This window comes from Streptococcus mitis, from assembly GCF_000722755.1.
GTDB classification, from domain to species: Bacteria; Bacillota; Bacilli; order Lactobacillales; family Streptococcaceae; genus Streptococcus; species Streptococcus mitis_CM.
This window is the reverse complement of sequence record NZ_JPFY01000013.1, coordinates 221,856-246,658: the sequence shown is the minus strand read 5'-3', so window position 1 is coordinate 246,658 and position 24,803 is coordinate 221,856. Positions and strand designations below refer to the sequence as shown.

Genomic DNA, 24,803 nt, shown 5'->3' with positions numbered 1-24,803 from the left:
CAAGCTAAGTTGATGAGTTTCAAATCTATTTTCTAAATTTCCACTGGCTGTAAATACCAAAACCGATAATCCAGATAGCTGATCCGATTGCTCCTACAAATGTAGACTCTTGTAAAAAGAGGGTTACAAAGACAAAGGCAAAGAAGAGCATGGTTAAAGGATTTAAGAAACGATAATGGGGCATGAGATAGCCATCTACCATAAAGTCTGGTGACTTGCGGTATTTAAGGTGAGCCACCATAATCAAGATATAAATGGCGATATAGACACCTGATGATGATGCTGTAATCAAGGCAAAGGCATCGGAAACACCTGGCAATATATTGATAAAGGCTGCTAGGGCAATCAAGATTGCTGAAGCGATGATAGCATTTTGTGGTACATTGTGGCGAGAAAGAGTATCTGCTTTAATTGCTTTTAGGAAGCGATTTGGCGAATCATGGGCAATCTGGTATAAATGACGCCCTGTTGAGTAGAGAGTTGAGTTAAGAGCAGATGCTGCTGAGGTCAAAACGACGAAGTTAATCAAGGCTGCTGCCCACTTGATACCTGCCAATTCAAATACTGTAACAAAAGGAGAATCAGCCGATGCAAGTTCACGCCACGGAATGATAGCCATGATGGCTAAGAGGGCACCACCGTAGAAAAAGGCGATACGCAAAGGAATTTCCTTAACAGCCTTTGGCAAGACCTGACGTGGATTTTTGGTTTCAGAAGTTGTTACCCCGATAAACTCAATCATGAGGTAAGCAAAGAAAACCATCTGGAAGGCCATGACAAAGTTCACTCCACCATTTGGGAAGAGGGAGAAATTGTCGGCAATATTAGCTAAACTTGCTACTCCATGAGGTGTCTTAAAGCCTGTCAAGACCATAAAGACTCCTGTTGCAATCATGGCTAAAATAGCCACAATCTTGACCATAGCAAACCAAAACTCAACTTCCCCAAAGAGCTTCACCGCAATCAAATTGACCAAGGCTAGAATGGTTAAAAATCCAATCTCAATCATCCAACTTGGCCAGCTAGGAAACCAGAACTGAACATAGTGAGAGATAGCAGTGATTTCCGCCATACCGATAAAGACAACGGATAACCAGTAAGACCAAACTGAGAAATAACCCCAGCCCTTACCTAAATGGCGCGTGATAAAGTTGATAAAGGTATGTTGCTCAGGATCTTGGTAGAGCATTTCCCCAACAGCACGCATCATGAGGAACATGAAGGCCCCTGTAATCATATAAATCAGTACAATGGAAGGACCTGTTAAGCTAATAGAACGACCTGCTCCCAAAAAGAGTCCTGTTCCGATTGTTCCCGCAATGGCCATAACCTGCACGTGACGATTGGTTAGACCACGCTCCATCTTATTTTTTTTCTTCTTTGAACTCATAACGTCTCCAATTCAATTTAAAATGGAAAAAGGAGTGAGTGAAGCGCACTGCCTCCCCACTCCTTTTTTCTATTTTTAGGCTGTTTTTTCAACCTTCAAGATTTTTACATCATAGCTACCAACAGGTGTTTCAATTGTTGCTGTATCACCTGTTTTCTTGCCAATCAAGGCTCGTCCAATTGGGCTTTCATTTGAAACTTTACCTGCAAAGGCATCCGCACCCGCTGAACCTACGATAATATAAACTTCTTCTTCGTCCTCACCAATTTCTTGGATAGTGACTGTTTTACCAATCGCTACTTCGTCTTGGGCAACTGAGTCACTATTGACGATTTCAGCATAACGGATTTTTGTTTCCAAGCTAGAGATTTGTCCTTCGACAAAGGCTTGTTCATCCTTAGCTGCTTCGTATTCACTGTTTTCAGAAAGGTCACCGTATGAACGGGCAATCTTAATGCGTTCTACCACTTCTGGACGGCGGACCAATTTCAATTCTTCTAATTCTTTTTCAAGTTTTTCCTTTTCCTCAAGGGTCATAGGATATGTTTTTTCTGCCATTTTTCTCAACTTTCCTTCGATAATATTGAATCTCTATCTGAGATTCTCATGTTTGTAGTCTTAGTTTGAACTACTATTTTGAGTAAGCTTGCTATTGACGTGCTCAGCTACATTACGATCATGTTCTTCCTGTGTCACTGCGTAATAGACTTTACCATCTGTAACATTGGCTACAAAGTATAGGTTCTCACTCTTAGTTTGATTGATACTTGCTTCAATCGCGTCCTGACTTGGGCTATCTACTGGACCAGGCATCAAACCAGGTTTTGTATAAACATTGTATGGTGAATTAATCGATGTATCAATTCCAGCATCATCTGCTAGGCTGATATTTTGACCAAGTTTCCCTTGGGCATACAAGATTGCAATATTGCTTTGAAGTGGCATACCAAGATTCAAACGGTTGTAGAAAACACCCGCAATCAACTTACGGTCTTCAGTCTTAGCCCCTTCTTTTTCAACCAGTGAAGCAATTGTTAGCAATTCATTGACTGTCAAGTTCTTAGACTTAATTGCACTATAGTGCGGAGTCAAGGTCTTATCCATAGCTGCCAGCATCTCATCAATCAAGCTTTCAATAGTTGTGCTTTCCTTGATAGAGTAGGTCGCTGGGAAAAGATAACCTTCCAAACGGTAACGAGCTCCACTTTCTTTCGTTGGCAAGCTTTCGAGTAGGTTTGGATATTTAGCAACTTCTTGACTGATAAAGTTGTCATCTTGCACTTTAGCCAAGAAAGCTTCCGCTGTCAAAGGTTCTTTAAATTCACCTTGTAATTGGCCTACAGCTTGGGCGATTTGATCAATGGTATATCCTTCTGGAATTGTCAAGTTTGCAAGAGATGGAGCCTGAGGTTCAGGTGTACCACCTTTTTGCAGTTCCTTAATGATGTCCTCTGTACTCATGCTCTTTTGCAAATTGTAATATCCAGCCTTCAAATCTGAATAATTCTTATATTTTGCATAGAAAGCAAAAATCACACCGTGTTTAATCACACCAGAATGCTCAAGAGTTGATCCGATTTCTTGGACATTGGCTCCTTCTGGAATTTGAACAGTCACATATTCCTTAGAATTTGCATCAACAGGTAGCAAGGATGACTGAACATACTGATAACCGAAGTAACCACCTGCCGAAATCAAGGCTAGGAAAATCAGTAGAGAAATGAAGAATGCCTTCAAATGTGATTTTTTCTTCTTAACTGGTTTAACTGTCTCACGGCGACTACGTCTAGGAACTGAACCTAAGCTATCTGCCGATTCAGCTGACTCAGACAACTCATTATCCACTGCAGGAGTACTAACTTCTTCCTGTTGTCTACTTGTTTTATACGACACCGCAACCTTTGTTGGAATCTCGTTAAATTCTTTGTCTTCGTTAAGTTTTACAGGTTCTACTTTTGGTTGAACTGGTTCGAAAACAGGTTCTACTGGTTCAACTACCGCTTCAATTTTAGGTTCTGCAACTTCTTCATTTCCTGCAATTTCATCCGAAATATTATTAGAACGTGATGGAACACCAGGAGCATTCTTTAATATTTGATCCACAACAGAAAGAGAATTAGCCATCAACTCTTCTGCTGAAGGTTCATGTTCCTGAGTTGAAGGATCTACTGAATCTTCTTGAGATAAAGGAGTTTCAAAACTTGTAATCTCGTTTTCTTGCTCACTTCTATCTTGTTTTTTTACTCTCTCTAAATCACGTAAAATTTGCTCTTTAAAGCTTAATTTTTCGTCTTCTCTTGTTTTTTCACTCAAAAGTTTATCCTCCTCGTTGACAATCCATAATATTATATCTTAAAAACGAAAGAAAAGCAACCTAGCATGCTTTTCTCGCTTATTTTTTAGCTTCCCAGACCATATCATACCAGGTTTCCCCTGCAAAGGTTGACTGAGACTGGCCTTCATTGACAAATCCATGCTTTTCGTAGTAGGCAATGAGATAGTCATGACAGGTTAGGTTAATGCCTTCTCTTTCGTGTTCAAGAGCTAACTCTTTCAAGGCTGTTAGTAATTTCTGACCAAGTCCAAGGCCCTGTGCTTCCTTGGCAATAGAAAGACAGGTCACAGAGATATAACCACTCGGCTCATGACTATAATCTTCTATCTCTTCTGTAAAAGACTGATCTTGCAGATGGCGGTATGGTCCAACTGGCCCTTCTATATACCCCATGATTCTGCCTTCTTTTTCTGCAACCAGAAAAGAGGTCTGAATTTTTCGCAAATGCGTCTCAAAAACAGAGCGAGGAATAGCTTCTTCAATCGAGAAATTTTCTAGTTCAATCTCGACAATCCGATCCAAATCTTCTAATTTTGCTTGCCTGATCTTCATTGTACCTCCAGGTAAAAAGGATTAAACCAAATCATACTAAAACCTTGACTAGCTGCATAAAACGAATCTGTCTCTTCTTCATCAATAAAACCGTTCATTTCAAAATAGGATAGCAACTCATCAGGACTCTTCAAACGAATAGCTTTGTAATCCAGCTCAACCGCCACCTCTTTCAAGGCTGCAAGAAGAAGCGTGCCCAAGCCCTGTCTCTGATGGCCAGAGTCAATGACTAAAGAATGCATTTCTAGACATTGCGGATTATGTGGCTGAGGATCGCCTAGAACATAGCCCAGAAGCTGATTTTCATCCCTAGCTAGAAGAAAGGTATCCGCAGACTTACGGATACTTTCTTCTAAAATATGGGAAGGTTGCTGCTTTTCAGCTGGAAAAGATGAAGCCTGAAGTTCCTCTATCTCAGCCAAATCAGACTTACTTGCCTGAATGATCTTAATTGGAATTTCCATGGGAAAATCCTATTGAACATTGCTTGTCAAATTAGACAAGAGTCGCTCAAATGAGTATTCATAGGTTTGAATATCTCCTGCTCCCATAAAGACATAGACAGCATTGTCATGGTCTAGGAGTGGAGAAACATTTTCAACAGTGATAACTTGGTTTTTCTTATTGATTTTATTGGCTAGGTCTTCTACCTTAACATCACCATGGTCTACTTCACGAGCAGATCCATAAATTTGGGCTAGATAAACAGCATCCGCTTGGTTCAAAGCGTGGGCAAATTCGTCCAACAAGGCAATGGTTCTTGTAAAAGTATGCGGTTGGAAGACTGCAACAATTTCCTTGCTTGGGTATTTCTGACGAGCCGCATCCAAGGTCGCAATAATTTCTGTTGGATGGTGGGCGAAGTCATCGATAATCACCGTATCATTGACAATTTTCTCAGTGAAACGACGCTTAACACCGGCAAATGTTTTCAAGTGTTCACGCACCAAGTTCAAATCAAATCCTGCTGTGTAAAGAAGACCAATAACGGCTGTCGCATTCATGATATTGTGACGACCAAAGGTTGGAATGTGGAATTGACCTAATTCTTGACCACGGAAATGAACTGTGAAGGTTGAACCAGTTGTAGAACGAAGAAGGTCGCTAGCTACAAAGTCATTGCCTTCTGCTTCAAAACCATAATAGTAGATTGGTGCATCAGACGTAATCTTACGTAACTCAGCATCTTCACCGTAGATAAACAAACCTTTGGTAATTTGTTTAGCATAGTCGTTAAAGGCATTGAAAACATCCTCTAGACTTGTGAAATAATCTGGATGGTCAAAGTCAATGTTGGTGATAATAGAGTATTCTGGGTGGTAAGGCATGAAGTGGCGCTCATATTCGTCAGATTCAAAGACAAAATATTTGGCATTGGCCGAACCACGACCTGTCCCATCCCCAATCAAGAAGCTAGTGTCTGTGATGTGAGACAAGACATGAGACAACATACCTGTCGTTGAAGTTTTTCCATGCGCTCCTGCTACTCCCATGCTGACAAAGTCACGCATAAAACTACCTAGAAACTCATGGTAACGTTTGTAGCTAATGCCATTTTGGTCCGCATAGGCAATTTCGACGTTGTTATCTGGACGAAAGGCATTTCCAGCGATAATTTCCATATCACCGTCTAGATTCTTTTCATCAAAAGGAAGAATGGTAATTCCTGCCTGCTCTAAACCACGTTGAGTAAAGTAGTACTTTTCAACATCTGATCCTTGAACCTTATGCCCCATTTGGTGCAACATCAAGGCCAAGGCACTCATCCCTGATCCCTTAATTCCGATAAAATGATATGTCTTTGACATGTTTCCTCCCCTATTCTGTAATTCTGGTCAGATTCAACTCTTGGGCAACCTGACGTTCTTGTTCTTTTTGTTGATTCTTTTTATTGTAGATTTGGCTCTTCTTCAGAAAATCATAGTTATTTTTCTTTGGAGCAGGTGCTGCTACCTCTTCATTCTTGGTAGAGATAGATTTGACTTCCTCCGCCAAGATATAATGAGACTGGGTCAATTTTTGGCTATATTTAACAAATTCACCAGGATTTTCCTTTTGAAAAGGCGCAGTAGGTTGATTGCCCTGTCTAACTAGACTTGGCTGAGAATGGCGTCTTGTAGGAGTAATATCCTTAGTCAGATAACTTGCTGAGCGTTTCTTTTTCAAGTCCGCACGCGCTTCTTCACGCGCCACCTCTGCATAGCTCTTTCCTTCTTTTTTAACTCCTAAACCAGACTTCTTAGGTTTCTCTACTGGCTTTTCAATCGGTTTTGCTGGTTTTTCTTCAGTAATAGGGGCCCACTCCAGATAATTTTTATCACGGTATTCTCCCTTGATATTACTGATAAAGTCAGATTCATCGTAGAGGTCCATAACCGGCATCTCAGTCAGTATGACCTCATCATCTGACACCAATGGAAATCGTTCTTCTCTCATTTTCTATTTCCTTTCAACACTTCATTATAGCGTATTGTTTTGATTTTTCAAGTGCTGGCTTCAGAAATTCCCAAAATTTCTCTAATTTCTGCTAGGGTCAGACTGCCACGTGACTCTGTACCGTCCAATACTTGTGACACCAGATGTTTCTTTTGTTCTTGGAGTTCCTGAATTTTTTCTTCAATGGTTCCCCTGGTCACCAAGCGATAGACCTCAACCGTTTCTTCCTGCCCCATCCGATGGGCACGGCCAATAGCTTGCGCTTCCACCGCAGGATTCCACCAAAGGTCAACCAAGATAACCGTATCAGCACCTGTCAGGTTCAGTCCGACACCACCAGCCTTAAGGGAAATCAGAAAGGCATCTCTTTCCCCTTGATTAAAGGCCTTGGTCATGTCTTGTCTTTCCTTGGCTGGGGTTGAACCTGTAATTTTAAAAGATGTCATGCCCAAGTCTGGCAGTTCTTGTTCTATTTTCTCCAACATTCCCTTGAACTGAGAGAAAATCAAAACACGGTGTCCACCGTCTGCCACCTGTACCAGCAGGTCTCGGAGACTATCCAGTTTGCCACTAGCTCCCTGATAATCCTCCATAAAGAGGGCAGGGGTGTCACAGATTTGGCGCAAGCGCATCAGACCAGACAAGATTTCCACACGACTTCGCTGGAATTCCTGATCTGATACTTGAGCCAATCTATCTCTCATCTGTTGCAACTGGGCTAGGTAGATAGCCTTTTGCTGATCTTCCAGTTCATTCTTATAAACTACTTCGATTAAGTCTGGCAATTCAGTCAGAACTTCTTCTTTCTTGCGTCGCATAACGAAAGGCTTGATAAACTGAGCCACACGTTCAGCTGGCAATTTCATAAATTCTTTCTTGCTTGGCAAAAGTCCTGGCATGACGATTTGAAAAATAGACCACAGCTCACCTAGATGGTTTTCAATAGGAGTTCCTGACAGGGCAAAGACTGATGGCACCACAAATTGTCTCAATGTCTGAGCAATCTTGGTCTGGGCGTTCTTCATGACCTGAGCCTCATCTAAGAAAAGGAAGTCAAAGGCCATCCCCTGATAAAGCTCACTGTCCTGACGGAAGGTGGCATAGCTCGTCACATAGATTTGATGTCTCTCGGCAAGAATCTCCTCACGACTAGCTTTCAAACCATGAACAACAGCTACATCCAACTGTGGGGCAAACTTCTGAAACTCATCTGCCCAGTTGTAAATCAAACCTGACGGAGCTAAAATCAAAACCCGGCTTTCTTTTGTCACTTGACTGGTCAAAAAAGCAATGGTCTGCAGGGTTTTACCAAGTCCCATATCATCAGCTAAAATCCCACCAAAACCATAATGATGGAGCATTTGTAGCCAGCCAATTCCCTTTTCCTGATAATCTCGCAAATCAGCCAGAACCTGAGTTGCTTGTCTAGGGAAATCCTCTGGATGCGTCAAGTCGTGGGCCAAATTCTGGAATTCTTGTGAAAAAGAAACACGGTCACGCCCCTCAAAAAGATGAGCTAAACTATAAGCCAAGGATTTTCGAGCCTGCAAGGCCCCATCTTTTAATTCAAATTGTCCTAGTTCCTGTAGATTTTGGCGAATGTTCTTAGTTTCTTCATCGAAAAAGTAGACTTGATTAGACGAACCAATGTAAAAATCTTGATTGGCAACCAAGGCCTGCATGGCTTGGTCAATTTCCTCTTGGGCAATATCTTGAAAATCAAACTGGATTTCCAAGAGACCTCCCTTGGAAGCAATCTGCACTTGAGGGCTTGCCAGACTATAAAGTTCTTCTAGCTTGTCTGATAGATCAACATTCCCGAGTTTTTCAAAAACTGGAATGATGTCATGGAAGAAATGATAGACAGACTCTGCTTTTAAGGCCTGACGCCAAGATTGAAAATCCGCTTCAAAACCAGCTGCCAAACAGACTTGGAAAACTCTTTCTTCTAAGTCAGCATCACTCGAAAATGGCAATTCTTCTAGCTCTTGTCGGCTAGATACCTGCTTATCTCCATAATCAAACTGAATTTCTAAACGAATCCGATTATCCTCTTCCCTATCAAAATAAAAAGAGGGCGTAAAGGTTTTGATTTGTAACCGTTCTGGAGCTGAAACGGTCCCCATCTGGTTAAAAAGAGTCAGACAGGAAGCTAACTTATCGCGGTCACTGCTATCAAATTGCAGGTATTTCTTTCCTTGTTGATCCACAGGTAGCGCTTTAATTTCCTTGAGAAGACACATCTGCTGGTCTGTTAGAAAATAAACCTGTCCTTTATGGAAAAGCACAGCTCCCTGATAAAAGACATTGACCCTATGAGTCTCACTGATTTCCATTTCAAAATAGTCAGAGTATTCTGTTACTGTAAAGGCAAAAAGATTAGCATCCGCATGCATATCCTGAAAGAGCAGGGTTTGGTAGCTATCCACTTGATGGTCAAATTGAAAATGCGGCAAGGCCATCAGTAAATTCACACCCTGCTCAAAAAAGGTCAGAGGGAAAAAGAGGTGCCGACCTTGATTTTGGAAAAAGAGATCTGGAGCCAGTCCTTCTTCCGTTAGTCCCCGCAAGAAAGTCAGAAGTTCTTGACTTTCTTCATTAAAGGCTTCCCAAGACAGAGACTCCTCATAAGTTTTACCAATCATATAAGATTTTCTCTTCTCGACGACTTTTAAAAAGAGTGGAATATCCCGAATGACGTAGTATTTTTGGCTATTGATTTGCCCGATTCTCAGGGTCCACAAGATATGGTTGCTTCCTGCTTCCACTTGTCCCACAGCTGACAACTCATAGGCACGTTCTGATTTTGGAGACAAGATTCGGTCCAAAAATTTGCCACCCAAGGTCACCTTGGTTTCAACAGCCTCTTTTTCTTCATGACCTTCTTCCAGACTTTGCAAGATTTCCTGACCACGCTCATCATTTTTCAAAAAATGCTCCAGAGCCGCCAAATGTACACAGTAGCCCCTCTTTTGGAAAAAATCGCAAGCACAAAAAACCAAATCATCCTCTAAACTATAGCGCAGTTCTTCTTCTGCAACGCGAGCGTAGAGCCGATTGTTCTTTTCCTTGATAATGTCAACCTTACCGGTTTCATAAAGGGCAACACCTTCGATACGGACTTTCCCCGGAATCAATTTAGCCATATTTTTACCTTTACCTTATCTTTTTATTATACCATATTTTCCTCTATGAAAATAGCCTCCTAGGAAGACTTTTCTCCTAGAAGGCTGGATTTTTAACGTTTGGCAAAAGTTGTCACAATCCGCTGACACACTTCTTGCAGTAGAGATTTAGGCATAGCTACATTGAGGCGGGCATGAAGACTTCCTTCCTCTCCAAAATCCAAACCACGGTTAAGGATAACCTTAGCTTCATTTCTCAACAGCTCTTGTAATTTTTCATCAGTCAAGTCATAGGCTGAAAAATCAAGCCAAATCAAGTAGGTTCCTTGCGGCTTCATGACCTTGATTTTAGTCTCTTTTCCAAATAAATCTACCACATAATTAATATGGTCTTCAAAGACTTGCTTGAGTTCCTCTAGCCAATCCTTCCCATAGCGATAAGCAGCTTCTGTCGCCAGATAACCCAAGCCTGAAATTTCATGTTGATTATTAGCCAACTGGCGTTTCTGGTAAGCCACTCTCAACTTAGGATTTTCAATGACTGCATAGGAATTTTTTGTTCCAGCGATGTTAAAAGTTTTAGTAGCACTGCTTAAGACGATAGCAAATTCTTTAAAGGCAGGATTAATGGTATTGAAAGAATGGTGTTTGTGACCAAAGAGGGCCAAATCTTGGTGAATCTCATCTGAAACCAAGAAAACACTATGTTTTTGACAGAGCTGGCCAATCTTCTCCAACACTTCCTTTTCCCACACACGTCCACCAGGATTATGAGGGTTGCAGAGGATATAGAGTTTCACATCCTCTTCTACCAAATCCTTCTCCAATTGGTCAAAGTCAATCTCAAACAGACCATCCTTTTCCACCAAAGAATTGGTAATCAATCTGCGGTTATTCAACTTGACACTGCGAGCAAAAGGTGGGTAAACTGGTGTGTTAATCAGAACTGCCTCGCCTTCTTTTGTAAAGGCTTGAATAGCTGTTGAGATGGCTGGTACCACACCCTCGATAAAGACAAGAGCCTCTTTGTCAAAGTGGTAACCGTGTTGTGTTGCTTCCCACTTTTGAACTTCCTTAATTAACTCTTCACTGGCATAGGTATAGCCATAAACCAGTTGATCAGCGTAAGTTTGCACAGCTTGGCGGATTTCAGGCAAGACTACAAAGTCCATATCCGCTATCCAAGCTGGTAGGATTTCACTATCCGTTTCTGCTTCTTTCCATTTATAGGTATGGTGCCCTAAACGGTTGGGCAGACTTGTAAAATCATATTTTCCCATCTTTATCTTATCCTTCTAAGGCTTGGCGCAAATCTGCAATCAAATCTCTAGCATCCTCAATCCCAATCGACAAACGCAATAGGTCATCTGTCAAACCATAAGAATGGCGCACTTCTGCTGGAATATCAGCATGAGTTTGCGTCGTTGGATAAGTAATGAGACTTTCTACCCCACCCAAACTTTCGGCAAAAGAGAAAACCTTGAGGCTATTCAAGATATGTGGAATGCGTGTTTCATCCGCCACTTTAAAGGAAATCATACCTCCACGACCAGTGTAGAGAACTTCCTTAACTGCTGGAGAATCCTTCAAAAAGGCAACCACTTCTTGGGCATTGGATGTTGAGCGCTCCATACGAAGAGATAAGGTCTTGAGACCACGAATCAATTGATAACTGTCAAATGGAGACAAGACTGCCCCTGTCGTATTGAGATTGTAAAAGAGTTTCTCGTATAGTTCTAAACTATTGGTCACAACCACTCCAGCCAAAACATCATTGTGACCTGCTAGATACTTGGTTGCTGAATGGAGAACGATATCTGCTCCATCTTCAATCGGACGTTGGTAGATAGGGCTGTAGAAGGTATTGTCTACCACCACTTTGGCACCCTTAGCATGAGCCAATTTGGCTAGTTTTTCGATATCAAATTCCAACATCAAGGGATTGGTTGGGGTTTCGATATAGAGAACATCCACGTCCTTTTCTAACTCGGCAATCAACTCTTCTTCTGTATTGGCATAGGTAAAATTGAAACGGCCTTCCTGCTCCACTTGGTTGAACCAGCGGAAAGAACCACCATAAAGGTCACGGACAGCCAAGACCTTACTTCCTACTGGAAAGACGCTAAAGGCCAGTACAATAGCTGACATACCTGAGCTAGTCGCTAGGGCATAGTCTGCGGACTCAATAGCCGCCAAGACTTCTTCCGCCTTACTGCGAGTTGGGTTTTTGGTGCGCGTATAGTCAAATCCAGTAGACTGACCAAACTCTGGGTGCTGATAAGTCGTCGAAAAATGAATCGGTGTCACCAAAGCTCCTGTCGCTTCATCTGACTTGATACCCGCCTGGGCCAAAATTGTGTTAATGTGTAATTCCTTGCTCATACAATACCTCCAAATCTATAGTAACTATTGTACCACTTATTTTCATCAACTCATTTTCTTCTTTTCAAGAGCTAGCTATAGTTTCAAACTATATAAAAAACGACAGCTTCTTTCGAAACCATCGTTTTTCTTGAAAAATCCTTATTTTACATGTTTTGCCAATTCTTCTTGGGCTTTTTTATTGGATTCTTCTTTTTCTTTCAGCCATTTTTCTTTAGCTTTTTCATATTCATCTTTTGTGACTGTTTTATCTTGTACTTTGAGGTATTTATAGGATTCGATTCCTTTATTACCAGCTAATGAATATGGTTCTGAGAAAGGAACTGTTTTTCTCAATACTGGTGTTCCCCCCTTAGAAATATTTGGAATCGCTAAAGCGCTATCTACCAACCATGCTTGGATCTCAGCATACTTTTCATAGCGTTTTGCAAGATCTTGCTCCTTATTGGCTTCTTCCAGCATTTGAGTGTAGATATCCAGTCCAACAGCCTTAGCCTTATCATTAGATTCACCAGGCTCTATACCCAGATTTTGCAACACTCCACCGCTCTTCACATTGAAAATATCAAGATAAGTTGATGGATCTTGATAGTCAGATCCCCAACCACCGTTATATAGATCGTAATCTTTCTGAGCAGCAGTCTGAGCCAGATAGCTTGTACTATCATAGTCTTCAGTGGAGAGTTGTTGAATATCAATTACAACATTATCTGCACCTAAGGCTGCTTCAATAGATTGTTTCATAGAATTTGCCTCTTGAACACCCTTTTTAGCAGCTTGGTCAACTGTCATGTCCAAGTGAATAGGGAATTGGACTCCTTTGGATTGGAGTTCTTTCTTAGCCTCTGCAAATTTAGCCTTGGCTTTTTCAGCATTGTAGTATGGATCTTGGGCATCCGCAAAGTTGATTCCTTGCCATTCCTTACCATAATTGACCATCTTAGAGGCTACTACTTCACCAAAGTCTTTTCCGTTGATACTTACGAAGTTTGGAGGAACAACCAAGTTACGCAAAATCTTAGTTGCACCATCTTCTCCCTGAGATTGAGCCCCATAAGCTGTACGGTCATAGGCAAAGTTTATGGCTTGACGGAAGTTTTTGTTAAGAACTGCTTCTTGAGTCGATTTCTTCTCAGCATCACTTGTTTTTGAAGTGAATTTATAAGATTTTCTATCTAGGTTAAAGTTTAAGAAGTAAGAAGTAGCATCTTGCAAGCTATAGATGATATTGTCCTTATTCTTTTCTTTAATTCCTTCAAAACTTGAACTATTTGGATAAAGACGAGCATAGCTATAAGCACCTTCTACAAAGTTACGAGCCAGTGCATCTTGGTCACTACCATCATAATAGGCCAATTTCACATCATCTACAAAGACATTTTTAGCATCCCAGTAGTTAGGATTTTTCTTGAATTCGATGACAGATTTTGAAACAAAGGATTTCATCAAGAAAGGTCCATTGTACAAAATGCTAGATGGGTCTACCTTCCCAAAATCATCCCCTTTTGATTTCAAGAAATCTGCATTGACAGGGAAGAGAATAGTTGATGTTGTTTTTGAGTTCCAGTAAGATTCTGGTCGTGTCAAAGTGTACTGAACTGTCTGGTCATCAATCGCCTTAACACCTACAGTTGAAAAGTCTGTTGTTTTACCAGTAATATAGTCATCCAAACCAGCGACGGATTCTTGTACTAAGTACAAGGCTTCTGATTTTTTATCAGCCGCATATTTCAAACCAGTTACAAAATCTTGGGCAGTTACTGGAGCATATTCATCTCCATCTGCAGTATACCATTTAGCATCTTTACGCAGTTTGTAGGTATAAGTCAGACCATCCTTGGATACACTCCAATCCTCTGCCAAGGATGGGATATAGTTCCCATATTGGTCATTTTCCATGAGCCCATCTACCAAATTAACTACGATATCATTGGTTGTTGCACGGTTTTCTGCTAGATAATTCAAACTAGATGGATCACTAGTATAAACATAGTTATATGTTTTTGACCCTGTGCTAGAATTCCCACACGCGCTTAATAAAATGCCTGCGCTTAAAACGACACCTGCAAGTGCTGCATACTTGGCTTTAGACTTTTTCATCTCCAGAACCTCCTGATTTAAATATTTGTCTTATTATACAACTTGAGTTTTATTTAGTCAATAGTTTTTTAAGTAAAATTTAAGAAAAATAAAATTACCATCTACAAACTTTAGTTATCATTCTACAAATTAATAAAAAAGAGAATAATTCAAGCATTTCATGATAGAAATGTTCAAATTATCCCTTTTATTTATAAATATTTTTTAAGTTAACTTTAATTTGATTCGTAAGCGATCTGCTTGGGCTTTTCCAATCACCTTATCCAATAAACGGGTACGGAGGCTCATAATTCCATAAGCTCCTCCACCCATTGCACCGATAAGAGTTACATATAGAAAACTCCACAAACGTCCACTTGGTTGGAAGACAAATCCCAGTATCCACTGAATAGCGCCTACACCGATGAACATAACAAAAGTCAACAAACTGATTAAAATGGTTCTCCTAAATACCACATTACCTCTCATTCCTGTTACCCTACATAGTTCACGATAAATGAATAGAATAGGGATGATAAGAGCGATTGATGTTGAAATCAAAGGACCATAACTGTGAAAAAGATAAATTGTTGGTAATTGCAAGACTAGCTTAGCAACTGAACCATAGAAAAAGTAACGGATTGCTTTACGGTTATGGAACATAGCCTGAAGCATTGGTGACAAAACCATATATACACCCAAAATGGTTGACTGCAAGACCGCAAAGATAAACAAACCTAATGCCAAACCATCTGGCTTCCCGTAAAATATGGTATAAATAGGTTCACCGACCATGACCACTCCCACTGTTGCAGGAAAAAGAAACAATAGAAGCATCGTTAGATTATCTTGAATCAATTTAGAGGCAGACCTCAAATCACCTTTAACATAGTTTTCGGTCAAAAGTGGCAAGCCTACACCACCAATCGAAACTCCTAAGGAAATCAAAATCATAGTGATTTTATTAGGATTGGCTGAGAAATAAGAAAACATGACAACCAAGTCTTCATTACTATAGTTGGTAAACCAGCTCATACTATTGATGAAGGTCATCTGATCCAAAATCTGGAAAAGCTGGATAGCAGACCCTGTCAGGATAAAAGGAATGGCTTCCTTAATGGTATCGACCAAAAGACGCTTGCTGTTTATCTTATCTCCTGTTTCAAGGACTCTTTTAAGTAATCCTTCTTTGGCAAGGAAATAGATCAAAACTGCAAAACTAGCTACCATGCCGACAAAGGCAGCAAAGGTGGATTGGGTAACCGCTACTAGATAATCTCCTGAGCCCATTTTCATAATCATAAAGGTAGCTAAGAGCATCCAGATAACACGAATGACCTGCTCAGCAATTTGGCTCATGGCATAAGGTTTCAGGTTATTCATCCCTTGGAAGAAGCCTCGGATAACACTCATAGATGGGAAAATCAAGACCGCCCAAGCCAAACTCTGCATGATTGGGATCAGGTCTTTCCCTACACCCGACAAGTCTGCTAGCCATGGAGCAAAGAGATACAAGACTAAAGCAAAAACCAGACCTAGTCCTGTCATAAAGCCTAAAAAGCTCCGAATCAGGGCAAAGCTATGCTCTTCTTCTCGCATGGTATTATACTTGGCCACTTGCTTGGCCACCGCAACTGGAATCCCTGCTGTTGAAATCAGCAAGAACCAGGCATAGATATTATAGCCCATGGTGAAGAGACCATTTGCTGTAGCCGCATAAGACCCCATCCAGATATACCAAGGGATGATATAAATGGCACCGAGTAGACGACTGATAAAGTTACTAGCCGTTAGCCAAGCAGTCCCCCGTAACATCTGGGCCTGCTGGTGATTGTTTTCGTTAGACATAGATTCCTCATTTAATTTTAATCACTAGGAAAAATTCCTCATCTTCCATTATAAACTTTTCCTTGTCACTTGTAAATTTACGACTTTCGGTTTACAATAGAAAGTATGATTAAGATTGAAACCGTATTAGATATTTTAAAGAAAGATAGTCTCTTCCGTGAGATTATCGACCAAGGACACTATCACTACAACTACAGCCATGTCGTATTTGATACCATCTGTTATGACAGCCGCAAGGCCAAAGAGAAGAGCCTCTTTTTCGTCAAGGGGGCTTCCTTTAAGAAGGAATTTCTGCTTTCAGCCATCTCTCAAGGCCTCGGTTGGTATATGGCTGAAGAAGACTATGAAGTTGGTATTCCTGCTATTATCGTCAGTGATATCAAGAAAGCCATGAGTTTGATTGCCATGGAATTTTATGGAAATCCACAGGACAAACTCAAACTCCTTGCCTTTACTGGAACCAAGGGTAAGACAACAGCAGCCTATTTCGCCTATAACATCTTATCTCAAGGGCATCGACCTGCTATGTTGTCAACTATGAACACAACTCTAGATGGCGAAACTTTCTTTAAGTCTGCATTGACAACCCCTGAGAGTATTGACCTCTTTGACATGATGAATCAAGCTGTGCAAAATGACCGTACTCACCTCATCATGGAGGTATCCAGTCAGGCCTATCTGGTCAAACGTGTCTATGGTCTAACCTTTGATGTGGGAGTTTTCCTCAATATCAGTCCAGACCATATCGGCCCGATTGAACACCCTAGCTTTGAAGACTACTTCTACCATAAGCGTCTCTTAATGGAAAATAGCCGAGCAGTTATCATTAACAGTGACATGGACCACTTTTCTGTCTTGAAAGAACAAGTAGAAGATCAAGACCATGATTTCTATGGTAGCCAGTCTGATAACCAAATCGAGAATTCTAAAGCCTTTAGTTTTTCAGCTACAGGGAAATTATCTGGAAACTATGATATACAACTGATTGGCCACTTCAACCAAGAAAATGCAGTTGCTGCTGGACTTGCCTGTCTCCGTCTCGGAGCTAGTCTTGAGGACATCAAAAAAGGAATCGCAGCAACCCGAGTTCCTGGTCGTATGGAAGTCCTCACTCAGAAAAATGGCGCCAAGGTCTTTATCGACTATGCCCACAATGGTGATAGTCTCAAAAAACTCATCAATGTGGTTGAAACTCATCAAACTGGAAAAATTGCTCTGGTTCTGGGTTCGACAGGAAATAAAGGAGAAAGCCGTCGTAAGGACTTTGGCCTCCTCCTTAATCAACATCCTGAGATTCAAGTCTTTCTGACTGCTGATGACCCCAACTATGAAGATCCAATGTCCATTGCAGATGAAATTAGTAGCTATATCAATCATCCTGTTGAAAAAATTGCGGATCGACAAGAAGCCATCAAGGCAGCGATGACTATCACAAGTCAAGAATTAGATGCAGTTATTATTGCTGGTAAGGGAGCCGATTGCTACCAAATCGTCCAAGGTAAGAAAGAAGCCTATCCTGGAGATGCAGCCATCGCAGAAAATTATTTATAAGATAGTAAAAAATCAAGGGAAATGAAACCCTTGATTTTTTTATCTTTATTTAAAAGCGTTTTTCAAACCTTCAACGGCACCTTCTACAGCATCTTTAGCATCTTCAACTACTTCTTTTGCCTTAGCAACTGTCTTTTCTACAGCGCCTTCTGCCTCAGTCTTGCTATCCCCAGTAACTTTACCAAATCCTTCTTTGATAGCGCCTGTTGCTTGTTCCAATTTGTTTTCAAGTGACATATGATTGTCTCCTTTAATTTTATTCCGATATGTGTTACCGGTTACATATAGTTTATACTTAATCCTAAGGAAAGTCAAACAATGTGCTCAGAAACCAGAAATCAGTCCAAATAGAAAGTTAATCTTTCCTTATCAAAATCGACGGCCAACTCATACTTTCCATCTTCCTTGTGGACAATATAACCTAGGACAACTAAAGTGTCCACAAAGATATCACGGCGTTTCTGCATCAGTTGATCTTTTTTGAGAAATTTTAGCAAAAAAGTCGTCATATATTTGAGAGCATACTCAGGATTGACATCTCCCAAAATGTCATAGAGTTCCTGCTGTTTTTCTGTCAAAGGATACTGATGTTTGACCTTGTAGAAATAATTGGACAGGGTCATTTTTGATCTCGCAAAGTCCGTCTTTTCAACTAAAATAGCTGCATTGGTTTGATTTCGTAATTCCGTCTCAAAACTCTGCTCTAACAAGGCTTGATAGGCCAGACTATATTCGCTGACAAAAATCTCTTGATCCAGTTCAAGACTATCAAGTGACTCCAGCATTGGAAGATTAAGGTAATAGCGCTTATTTTCCCGACGAATCAAACCAGCTTTTATATACTCTTCCATGAGTTTATCAACTGCCACATCTGGAAATTGAGCCTTAATTTCTCTCAAAATAACATCATCATGCTGGTCCAGATAGCGGATTAATTCTCCAAAAAATGGCTGTCTCGTCAAACGAGATGGATTAAAAATCTGAATCATGAAGATTCCTTTCTTTACATTCTAACAGAGGCGATGCTGCCAACTGACTAGGATTGGTTCCCGGCTGGTTCAAAGGAATAGGCAGAGCTAGTTCTCTGTAATACTCCCTCCAAAAATCACTAATCTCCTGAGTCCCATCTCCAAATTTCATGGGAATAGTTTCAAAAATCGGTAGAATTTCTGCTATATACTGGGAACAGTAGAAACTAGCGCCATCTGGATAGAAAGAAGCATTGTAGGGAGCTCCAAGATATTTGCAAGCTTTTTCCTTCACAGACTGGATATCCATTTCTGGGTAAACATAGAGGTCGTACAAGTGATTGGACTCAAAGAAGTCTGCTGGTTCCTGACAGATAACACCCGCCTTTCCACTAGCATGGTAAATCATCCCATCCAAATAAATCGCAACATGGTTATAGTCGCCTGTGGAAGTCTGGATGGCCTGCCCCATATCTGACTCATCTCTCACAAAAATCAAATCGCCATTTTCTAACATGCTTCACTCCTAGAAAAAAAGGAGCCGAAACCCCTTTCGATATAAGGCAAACTAGCCTTTCCTAATTTGAATTAACACTCAAAATCTTAAGCATTAAAGCTTTCAGTCAATTGAGGTACCACTTGTTTCTTACGTGAAACGGCACCAGAAAGGAAGGCATGATTGTTTTCAAGTTTGAAGTTGAAAGCTGCTTCAACCTTGTCCATGTTAGCACCAAGTACTAGGATTTCTGAGTTTGAGTTGACGATATCTGTAATCATCAATACAAAGTCAGAATAACCATTTGTTGCGTTGGCGGCTTGCATTGCAGCTTCAATTTCTGCTTGGCGTTCCAAAACTTCAGCGATGTCAACTGTGTTTACTTGGGCAACACGGACATTATTTCCGTTCAATTCAAAAGTCTTAGCATCGATGTCAATCAATTCGTCAGCAGATTTGCTAGCCAAGTTGGTACCAGCTTTCAACATAGCCAAACCATATTCTTCCAAGTTCACACCAGCCAATTCAGCCAATTCAGGAGCAATGACTTTATCTGTTGGATGTGTTGTTGGTGATTTCAAAAGAAGGGTATCTGAAATCAAACCTGAAAGCATCAAACCAGCAATCTCTTTAGGTACAGCTACACCATGTTCTTTGAACATACGGTAAACGATTGAAGACGCTGATCCAACTGGCTCCAAACGCATGTAAAGTGGGCTTGCAGTTTCAAAGTTAGCCACACGGTGGTGGTCCACAACACCATAAACTTCTACATCAGCGATATCTGATACAGATTGTTGGAATTCATTGTGGTCAGTCAAGATAACTTGCTCTGCACCTTCTGCTTTAGCAGAAGTGATGACACGCGGTGCTTCTACACCAAAATAGTTCAAGACAAAGGCTGTTTCTTCATTTGGAGTTCCAAGGGCAACAGCTTCCGTATCCAAACCGTAAGCTTCTTTTGCAAGGTAGGCAAAGGCTATAGATGACCCGATGGCATCTGAGTCTGGATTTTGGTGACCAAATACTAGAATCTTAGACATGATAATACCTCATTTTATTTATTCTCTTTATTGTAGCATTTTTTTCGCTTTTTGACAAAAGTAAGAGGAGTCAAAGGACTCCTCACGATTCTTCAAAATAACTGAGTAAATTCCTATCTTGATTTTCAGATAAAAATTGCTCCTTCTGTGGTCTCTTCTTACGCTTGAGAAGGGCTTCTGCCGACATGGCTTCTTCCTTACTGGCAAAACCTTGAGCATAGATAAGTTTGACTGGCAAGCGTGCTCGTGTATATTTGGCTCCCTTCCCACTACTGTGGACAGCGAGGCGTCTCTTCACATCAGTCGTATAGCCTGTATAGTAGGATCCGTCACGGCACTCCAGCACATACATATAAGCCTTATGATCCATAATAAATCTCTTCGAGTTCAGGCGTATAAGAGCCATCATCATTGTGTACAATGAGAGGTGGCAAGACCTTAAAGCCACTTGTCGAGCCATCCTTGATGGCCTCAATCAAGAGCATATTGGCTTCCTTTTCTCTTTTTGGATAGACAAATTGCAGACGCTTAGGCGCTAGATTATGTCGTTGTAACGTATCCAAAATATCCAGAAGTCGATCAGGGCGATGAACCATGGCCAAACGCCCATTGGATTTGAGAATACTCTGAGCACTACGACAGATTTCCTGCAAATTAGTCGTGATTTCATGTCGCGCCAAGAGATAATGTTCACTCTCGTTCAGATTGGAATGAGGATCAACCTTGAAATAGGGTGGATTACACAAAATCATATCCACCTTACTTCCCTGGATGTAAGCAGGCATATTTTTCAAATCATCACAGATGACCTGCATCTGCTCTTCCAAACCATTCAAACGGACAGAGCGCTCAGCCATATCTGCCAAACGCTCCTGAATCTCAACAGCCAAAATCTGTGCCTGAGTCCGAGTGCTAGCAAATAGCCCCACTGCTCCATTTCCAGCGCAGAAATCCACAATCAAGCCCTTCTTAGGAAAACGTGGAAAACGTGACAAGAGAACACTATCCACCGAATAGCTAAAAACCTCTCTATTTTGAATGATTTTGATATCTGTCGAAAAGAGCTGGTTAATGCGCTCTCCTGATTTTAATAATTGTTCTTCTTCCATGGTCCTATTATAGCAAATTTATATTAACATTACAAAAGATAGTAATTGCTAACTAGTGCTTCTGATTCTTCAAATGTTGAAGGGCTTCCTTGGTCCAAATTGGCATCATTCGTTTGAGAGGCGCAAAGCCATAGTTAAAACGGTCGCTTGAAAAGCGTCTCCGTCTCGGAAACTGGTGCTTTTCTTCCTCCAAAGTGCGGATCGAAAGACTGGCTTTCCCTGTAAATTCATCTAAATCCACCACCTGAACCAGAACCTCTTCATCGACTTTCAAGGCTTCTTGGATATTTTCAATAAAGCCTGTCCGAATCTCTGAAATGTGAATCAGCCCCGTATCACCCGTCTCTAGCTCAACAAAGGCACCGTAGGGCTGAATCCCTGTAATACGCCCCTTTAGCTTATCACCGATTTTCATCTTAGTCCTCGATTTCAATTGTTTCAATCACGACATCTTCAACTGGCTTGTCCATAGCCCCTGTCTCAACAGCAGCAATGGCGTCCAAAACAGCGTAAGAAGCTTCATCAGCTAACTGACCAAAAACAGTGTGTCGACGGTCTAGGTGAGGAGTTCCACCTTGGTTAGCATAGATTTCTGCGATCGGTTCTGGCCAACCACCACGAGCAATTTCTTTCTTAGAATAAGGCAAATGTTGATTTTGCACGATAAAGAACTGGCTACCGTTGGTATTTGGACCAGCATTGGCCATGGAAAGAGCACCACGGATATTGTAAAGTTCTTCTGAGAATTCATCCTCAAATGATTCGCCGTAGATTGACTCGCCACCCATACCAGTTCCAGTTGGGTCTCCACCTTGAATCATAAAGTCCTTGATAATACGATGGAAAATGACACCATCATAGTAACCATCTTTTGAAAGAGCTACAAAGTTAGCCACTGTTTTAGGAGCATGTTCAGGGAAGAGCTTAATACGCAAGTCTCCGTGATTGGTCTTAATGATCGCAAGAGGACCTTCTACTGTTTCAATGTCTACTTGTGGAAAATGCAATTCTTTTTCTACCATACCAAATCCTTCTAAGGCATCAAAAATGCCATCTTCTTCTAATGTTTTTGTAATATAATCTGCTTTTTCTTTGATGTTATCATGAGAAATTCCCATGGCAACGCTGATTCCAGCATAATCAAAGAGTTCCAAGTCATTCAGCCCATCTCCAAAGACCATGACATTCTCTGGTTTCAAGCCAAGGTGTTCCACAACCTTTTCCACACCCGTCGCTTTGGAGCCTGAAATCGGCACAATATCAGACGAATGTTGATGCCAACGAACCATGCGAAGCTTGTCAGAGAGACTGTCAGGCAAGTGCATGTCATCTCCTTTATCTTCAAAAGTCCACATCTGATAGATATCTTCTTTTTCATGGAAATCAGGATCTACAGCCAAATCAGGGTAAATTGGATTGATCGCTTCACTAATCATATCGGTGCGAGTCGACAACTTGGCATCATGACTCCCAACCAAGCCATACTCAACTCCCTCTTGCTTTGCCCAAGAGATATATTCTTCCACATCTTCTTTGGCAATCTGATGTTGATAAATGACCTGACCTTTTTTATCTTCAATGTAGGCCCCGTTTAAGTTTACAAAAAAGTCAGGCTTGAGGTCACGAATCTCTGGCACAACACCAAAAATCCCTCGTCCAGAAGCAATACCTGTCAAAATTCCTTTCTCACGTAATTGCTTAAAAACAGTTGGGATTGAAGCTGGAATAAAACCTGTCTTAGAATTTCTCAATGTATCATCAATATCAAAAAAACAATCTTGATTTTCTTTGCCTTGTATCTTAATTTCGCATCCATCTCACTACCTCTTTCAATCTAACTCTTTCCATTATACCATAAAGTAGTTAAATCCCCTATTTTCAAAAAGTTTCCCATTTTATTGTAAGTCCTTGGATAAGTATAAAACTAAATCATTATCATTTTGACAACTTGCACCCATTTCTAGCGGTTTATTTCTATACCAGACACCTGTCCCATCTGGAATATAGCCTCGTTTGATATACAATCTCTGGGCAGGGCCATAGCCTAAGTGCAAACCTACACCAAGAGTGACCTTACTCGAAACAAACTTGACTCGTTTTTCTGCTTCTTCTAGCAGTTGATACCCAATCCCTTGATTTCGAAAAGGCTCAAACACATTAAAATCTGATAATTCTGGATATACTTCTGCAAAAGGACCATGTTTAGCAGAAGGCAAAATGGTAACGTAGCCCGCTACAGCACCATCAATCTCTGCAACTAAGACTTCTCTCTCCCCACTTTCCTGTTCCAGAAAATATCTAGCCAAAATTTCCTCTCTACCAGTCCAACCTTGATTCATAAATCCATGAGACAAGGATTCAATATCAGACTTAATCATATTTCTAATCGTACAATTCATCTTTGACTTACCCACCTTTACTCTTTCTATTACCATTATAGCACGCCAAGGTCAGAAAAAAACTATCTCGTGAAAAAAAACCAACCGGGCTTTAATTCGCTTTCTTATTTTCAAGCTCATGAAAAAGAAGTCCACTGGACCCAAACTCTCTCTCATTTTAAGACTAGTGAAAAAAAGACCCAACCGGGTCTTAATTCGCTTTCTTTTTTCCGAGCTCATGAAAAAGAGGTCCACTCGGACCCCAACTCGCTCTCTCATTTCAAGGCTCATGAAAAGAGGTCCACTGGACCCAACTCGCATTCTCATTTCAAGGATCGTGAAAAAGAGGTCCGCCCGGACCTCTTTTTTAATCTTCGTTTACGAAAGGCATCAAAGCCATTACGCGAGCGCGTTTGATAGCTGTTGTTACTTTACGTTGGTTTTTAGCTGAAGTTCCTGTTACACGACGAGGAAGGATTTTCCCACGTTCTGAAACGAAACGGCTAAGAAGCTCAGTATCTTTGTAATCAACATATTCAATTTTGTTTGCTGCGATGTAATCAACTTTTTTACGGCGTTTGAATCCGCCACGACGTTGTTGAGCCATGTTTTTTCTCCTTTATAATTTTAGTTGTCCATTAGAATGGTAAATCATCATCTGAAATATCCAATGGATTTGTTGCTCCAAATGGATTTTCATCACGTGAAAAGTCTGGTACTGAATTTGTAGGTGCTGAATAGTTTGCAGTTGGTGCAGAATAAGCTCCACCTGTGTGACCCTCACGCACACTACGGCTTTCCAACATTTGGAAATTCTCAGCCACGACCTCTGTCACGTAGACACGTTGTCCTTGCTGGTTATCGTAACTACGAGTCTGGATACGACCTGTCACCCCGATAAGTGAGCCTTTTTTAGCCCAGTTAGCAAGGTTTTCAGCCTGTTGGCGCCACATAACGACATTGATAAAATCAGTCTCACGTTCGCCATTTTGACTCTTAAATGTACGGTTTACTGCAAGAGTAAAAGTCGCAACTGCTACATTTGATGGGGTATAACGCAACTCAGCGTCACGTGTCATACGCCCTACAAGTACAACATTGTTAATCATAG

The 24,803-nt window shown here is 41.0% G+C and carries 23 protein-coding genes and 1 pseudogene; 1 reads left to right on the top strand and 23 read right to left on the bottom strand.

Annotated elements, in window-relative coordinates; all coding sequences use genetic code 11:
• Positions 1 to 25: 25 nt before the first annotated feature.
• From SK578_RS04445 to SK578_RS04390, 12 genes are all read right to left on the bottom strand, one after another.
• Positions 26 to 1,390, bottom strand: a complete 1,365-nt coding sequence (locus tag SK578_RS04445) for an amino acid permease (protein ID WP_042750889.1) — start codon at positions 1,388 to 1,390, stop codon at positions 26 to 28.
• A gap of 75 nt (positions 1,391 to 1,465) precedes the next feature.
• On the bottom strand, positions 1,466 to 1,948 hold the full coding sequence (gene greA, locus SK578_RS04440; RefSeq protein WP_042750887.1) for a transcription elongation factor GreA: 483 nt from the start codon (positions 1,946 to 1,948) through the stop codon (positions 1,466 to 1,468).
• A 60-nt stretch (positions 1,949 to 2,008) separates the two neighbouring features.
• Positions 2,009 to 3,703, bottom strand: a complete 1,695-nt coding sequence (mltG, locus tag SK578_RS04435) for an endolytic transglycosylase MltG (protein ID WP_042750886.1) — start codon at positions 3,701 to 3,703, stop codon at positions 2,009 to 2,011.
• Between the two features lie 79 nt (positions 3,704 to 3,782).
• Positions 3,783 to 4,277: a GNAT family N-acetyltransferase gene (locus tag SK578_RS04430; RefSeq protein WP_042750884.1), complete on the bottom strand. Its 495-nt coding sequence runs from the start codon at positions 4,275 to 4,277 to the stop codon at positions 3,783 to 3,785.
• On the bottom strand, positions 4,274 to 4,741 hold the full coding sequence (locus SK578_RS04425) for a GNAT family N-acetyltransferase (RefSeq protein ID WP_042750882.1): 468 nt from the start codon (positions 4,739 to 4,741) through the stop codon (positions 4,274 to 4,276). The genes SK578_RS04430 and SK578_RS04425 overlap by 4 nt, the downstream gene beginning before the upstream one ends.
• 9 nt (positions 4,742 to 4,750) lie before the next feature.
• Complete coding sequence (gene murC / locus SK578_RS04420; RefSeq protein ID WP_042750880.1) at positions 4,751 to 6,085, bottom strand: UDP-N-acetylmuramate--L-alanine ligase; 1,335 nt, start codon at positions 6,083 to 6,085, stop codon at positions 4,751 to 4,753.
• Between the two features lie 10 nt (positions 6,086 to 6,095).
• Positions 6,096 to 6,713 (bottom strand): divisome accessory protein ZapJ, encoded by a 618-nt coding sequence (locus SK578_RS04415; RefSeq protein ID WP_042750878.1) that lies wholly within the window; start codon positions 6,711 to 6,713, stop codon positions 6,096 to 6,098.
• Between the two features lie 47 nt (positions 6,714 to 6,760).
• Positions 6,761 to 9,859, bottom strand: a complete 3,099-nt coding sequence (locus tag SK578_RS04410) for a pilus expression-regulating Snf2 family helicase (protein WP_042750876.1) — start codon at positions 9,857 to 9,859, stop codon at positions 6,761 to 6,763.
• Positions 9,860 to 9,951: 92 nt separating this feature from the next.
• Positions 9,952 to 11,118, bottom strand: coding sequence for a MalY/PatB family protein (locus SK578_RS04405; protein ID WP_042750874.1), 1,167 nt, complete (start codon positions 11,116 to 11,118; stop codon positions 9,952 to 9,954).
• Between the two features lie 7 nt (positions 11,119 to 11,125).
• Positions 11,126 to 12,220 (bottom strand): cystathionine gamma-synthase, encoded by a 1,095-nt coding sequence (locus SK578_RS04400; protein ID WP_042750872.1) that lies wholly within the window; start codon positions 12,218 to 12,220, stop codon positions 11,126 to 11,128.
• 141 nt (positions 12,221 to 12,361) lie between these two features.
• On the bottom strand, positions 12,362 to 14,320 hold the full coding sequence (locus tag SK578_RS04395) for a peptide ABC transporter substrate-binding protein (protein WP_042750870.1): 1,959 nt from the start codon (positions 14,318 to 14,320) through the stop codon (positions 12,362 to 12,364).
• Positions 14,321 to 14,524: 204 nt separating this feature from the next.
• Positions 14,525 to 16,147 (bottom strand): putative polysaccharide biosynthesis protein, encoded by a 1,623-nt coding sequence (locus SK578_RS04390; protein WP_042750868.1) that lies wholly within the window; start codon positions 16,145 to 16,147, stop codon positions 14,525 to 14,527.
• 105 nt (positions 16,148 to 16,252) lie between these two features.
• On the opposite strand from SK578_RS04390, the gene SK578_RS04385 reads away from it, so the two are divergent.
• Positions 16,253 to 17,698, top strand: coding sequence for a UDP-N-acetylmuramoyl-L-alanyl-D-glutamate--L-lysine ligase (locus tag SK578_RS04385; RefSeq protein ID WP_042750866.1), 1,446 nt, complete (start codon positions 16,253 to 16,255; stop codon positions 17,696 to 17,698).
• Between the two features lie 45 nt (positions 17,699 to 17,743).
• On the opposite strand, the gene SK578_RS04380 is transcribed toward SK578_RS04385, so the two are convergent.
• The 11 genes and pseudogenes from SK578_RS04380 to ssbA all read right to left on the bottom strand — a co-directional run bounded on the left by SK578_RS04380 (position 17,744) and on the right by ssbA (position 24,801).
• Positions 17,744 to 17,935 carry a CsbD family protein gene (locus SK578_RS04380; RefSeq protein WP_000051183.1) on the bottom strand — a complete coding sequence of 64 codons (192 nt, stop codon included), beginning with the start codon at positions 17,933 to 17,935 and terminating at the stop codon, positions 17,744 to 17,746.
• Positions 17,936 to 18,036: 101 nt separating this feature from the next.
• A complete protein-coding gene (locus SK578_RS04375; RefSeq protein ID WP_050491236.1) occupies positions 18,037 to 18,687 on the bottom strand; it encodes a DUF1803 domain-containing protein in 651 nt (216 codons plus the stop codon).
• On the bottom strand, positions 18,671 to 19,183 hold the full coding sequence (locus SK578_RS04370) for a YiiX/YebB-like N1pC/P60 family cysteine hydrolase (protein WP_042750863.1): 513 nt from the start codon (positions 19,181 to 19,183) through the stop codon (positions 18,671 to 18,673). Before SK578_RS04370 ends, SK578_RS04375 begins: the two co-directional genes overlap by 17 nt.
• Before the next feature lie 86 nt (positions 19,184 to 19,269).
• Complete coding sequence (locus SK578_RS04365) at positions 19,270 to 20,205, bottom strand: manganese-dependent inorganic pyrophosphatase (RefSeq protein WP_042750861.1); 936 nt, start codon at positions 20,203 to 20,205, stop codon at positions 19,270 to 19,272.
• 82 nt (positions 20,206 to 20,287) lie between these two features.
• A complete protein-coding gene (locus tag SK578_RS04360) occupies positions 20,288 to 20,575 on the bottom strand; it encodes a GIY-YIG nuclease family protein (RefSeq protein WP_042750859.1) in 288 nt (95 codons plus the stop codon).
• Positions 20,565 to 21,314 (bottom strand): tRNA1(Val) (adenine(37)-N6)-methyltransferase, encoded by a 750-nt coding sequence (locus SK578_RS04355; RefSeq protein WP_000390778.1) that lies wholly within the window; start codon positions 21,312 to 21,314, stop codon positions 20,565 to 20,567. The genes SK578_RS04360 and SK578_RS04355 overlap by 11 nt, the downstream gene beginning before the upstream one ends.
• A gap of 52 nt (positions 21,315 to 21,366) precedes the next feature.
• Positions 21,367 to 21,729 (bottom strand): S1 RNA-binding domain-containing protein, encoded by a 363-nt coding sequence (locus SK578_RS04350; protein ID WP_020902234.1) that lies wholly within the window; start codon positions 21,727 to 21,729, stop codon positions 21,367 to 21,369.
• A gap of 1 nt (position 21,730) precedes the next feature.
• Positions 21,731 to 23,130 (bottom strand): annotated as a pseudogene (locus SK578_RS11340) (bifunctional Cof-type HAD-IIB family hydrolase/peptidylprolyl isomerase).
• 79 nt (positions 23,131 to 23,209) lie between these two features.
• A complete protein-coding gene (locus tag SK578_RS04340) occupies positions 23,210 to 23,713 on the bottom strand; it encodes a GNAT family N-acetyltransferase (protein ID WP_004269789.1) in 504 nt (167 codons plus the stop codon).
• Positions 23,714 to 24,059: 346 nt separating this feature from the next.
• The gene (gene rpsR, locus SK578_RS04330) at positions 24,060 to 24,299 is read right to left on the bottom strand and encodes a 30S ribosomal protein S18 (protein ID WP_000068664.1); all 240 of its coding nucleotides are present in this window, start codon (positions 24,297 to 24,299) and stop codon (positions 24,060 to 24,062) included.
• A gap of 31 nt (positions 24,300 to 24,330) precedes the next feature.
• On the bottom strand, positions 24,331 to 24,801 hold the full coding sequence (gene ssbA, locus SK578_RS04325) for a single-stranded DNA-binding protein SsbA (protein ID WP_004269791.1): 471 nt from the start codon (positions 24,799 to 24,801) through the stop codon (positions 24,331 to 24,333).
• Between the last annotated feature and the right edge of the window lie 2 nt (positions 24,802 to 24,803).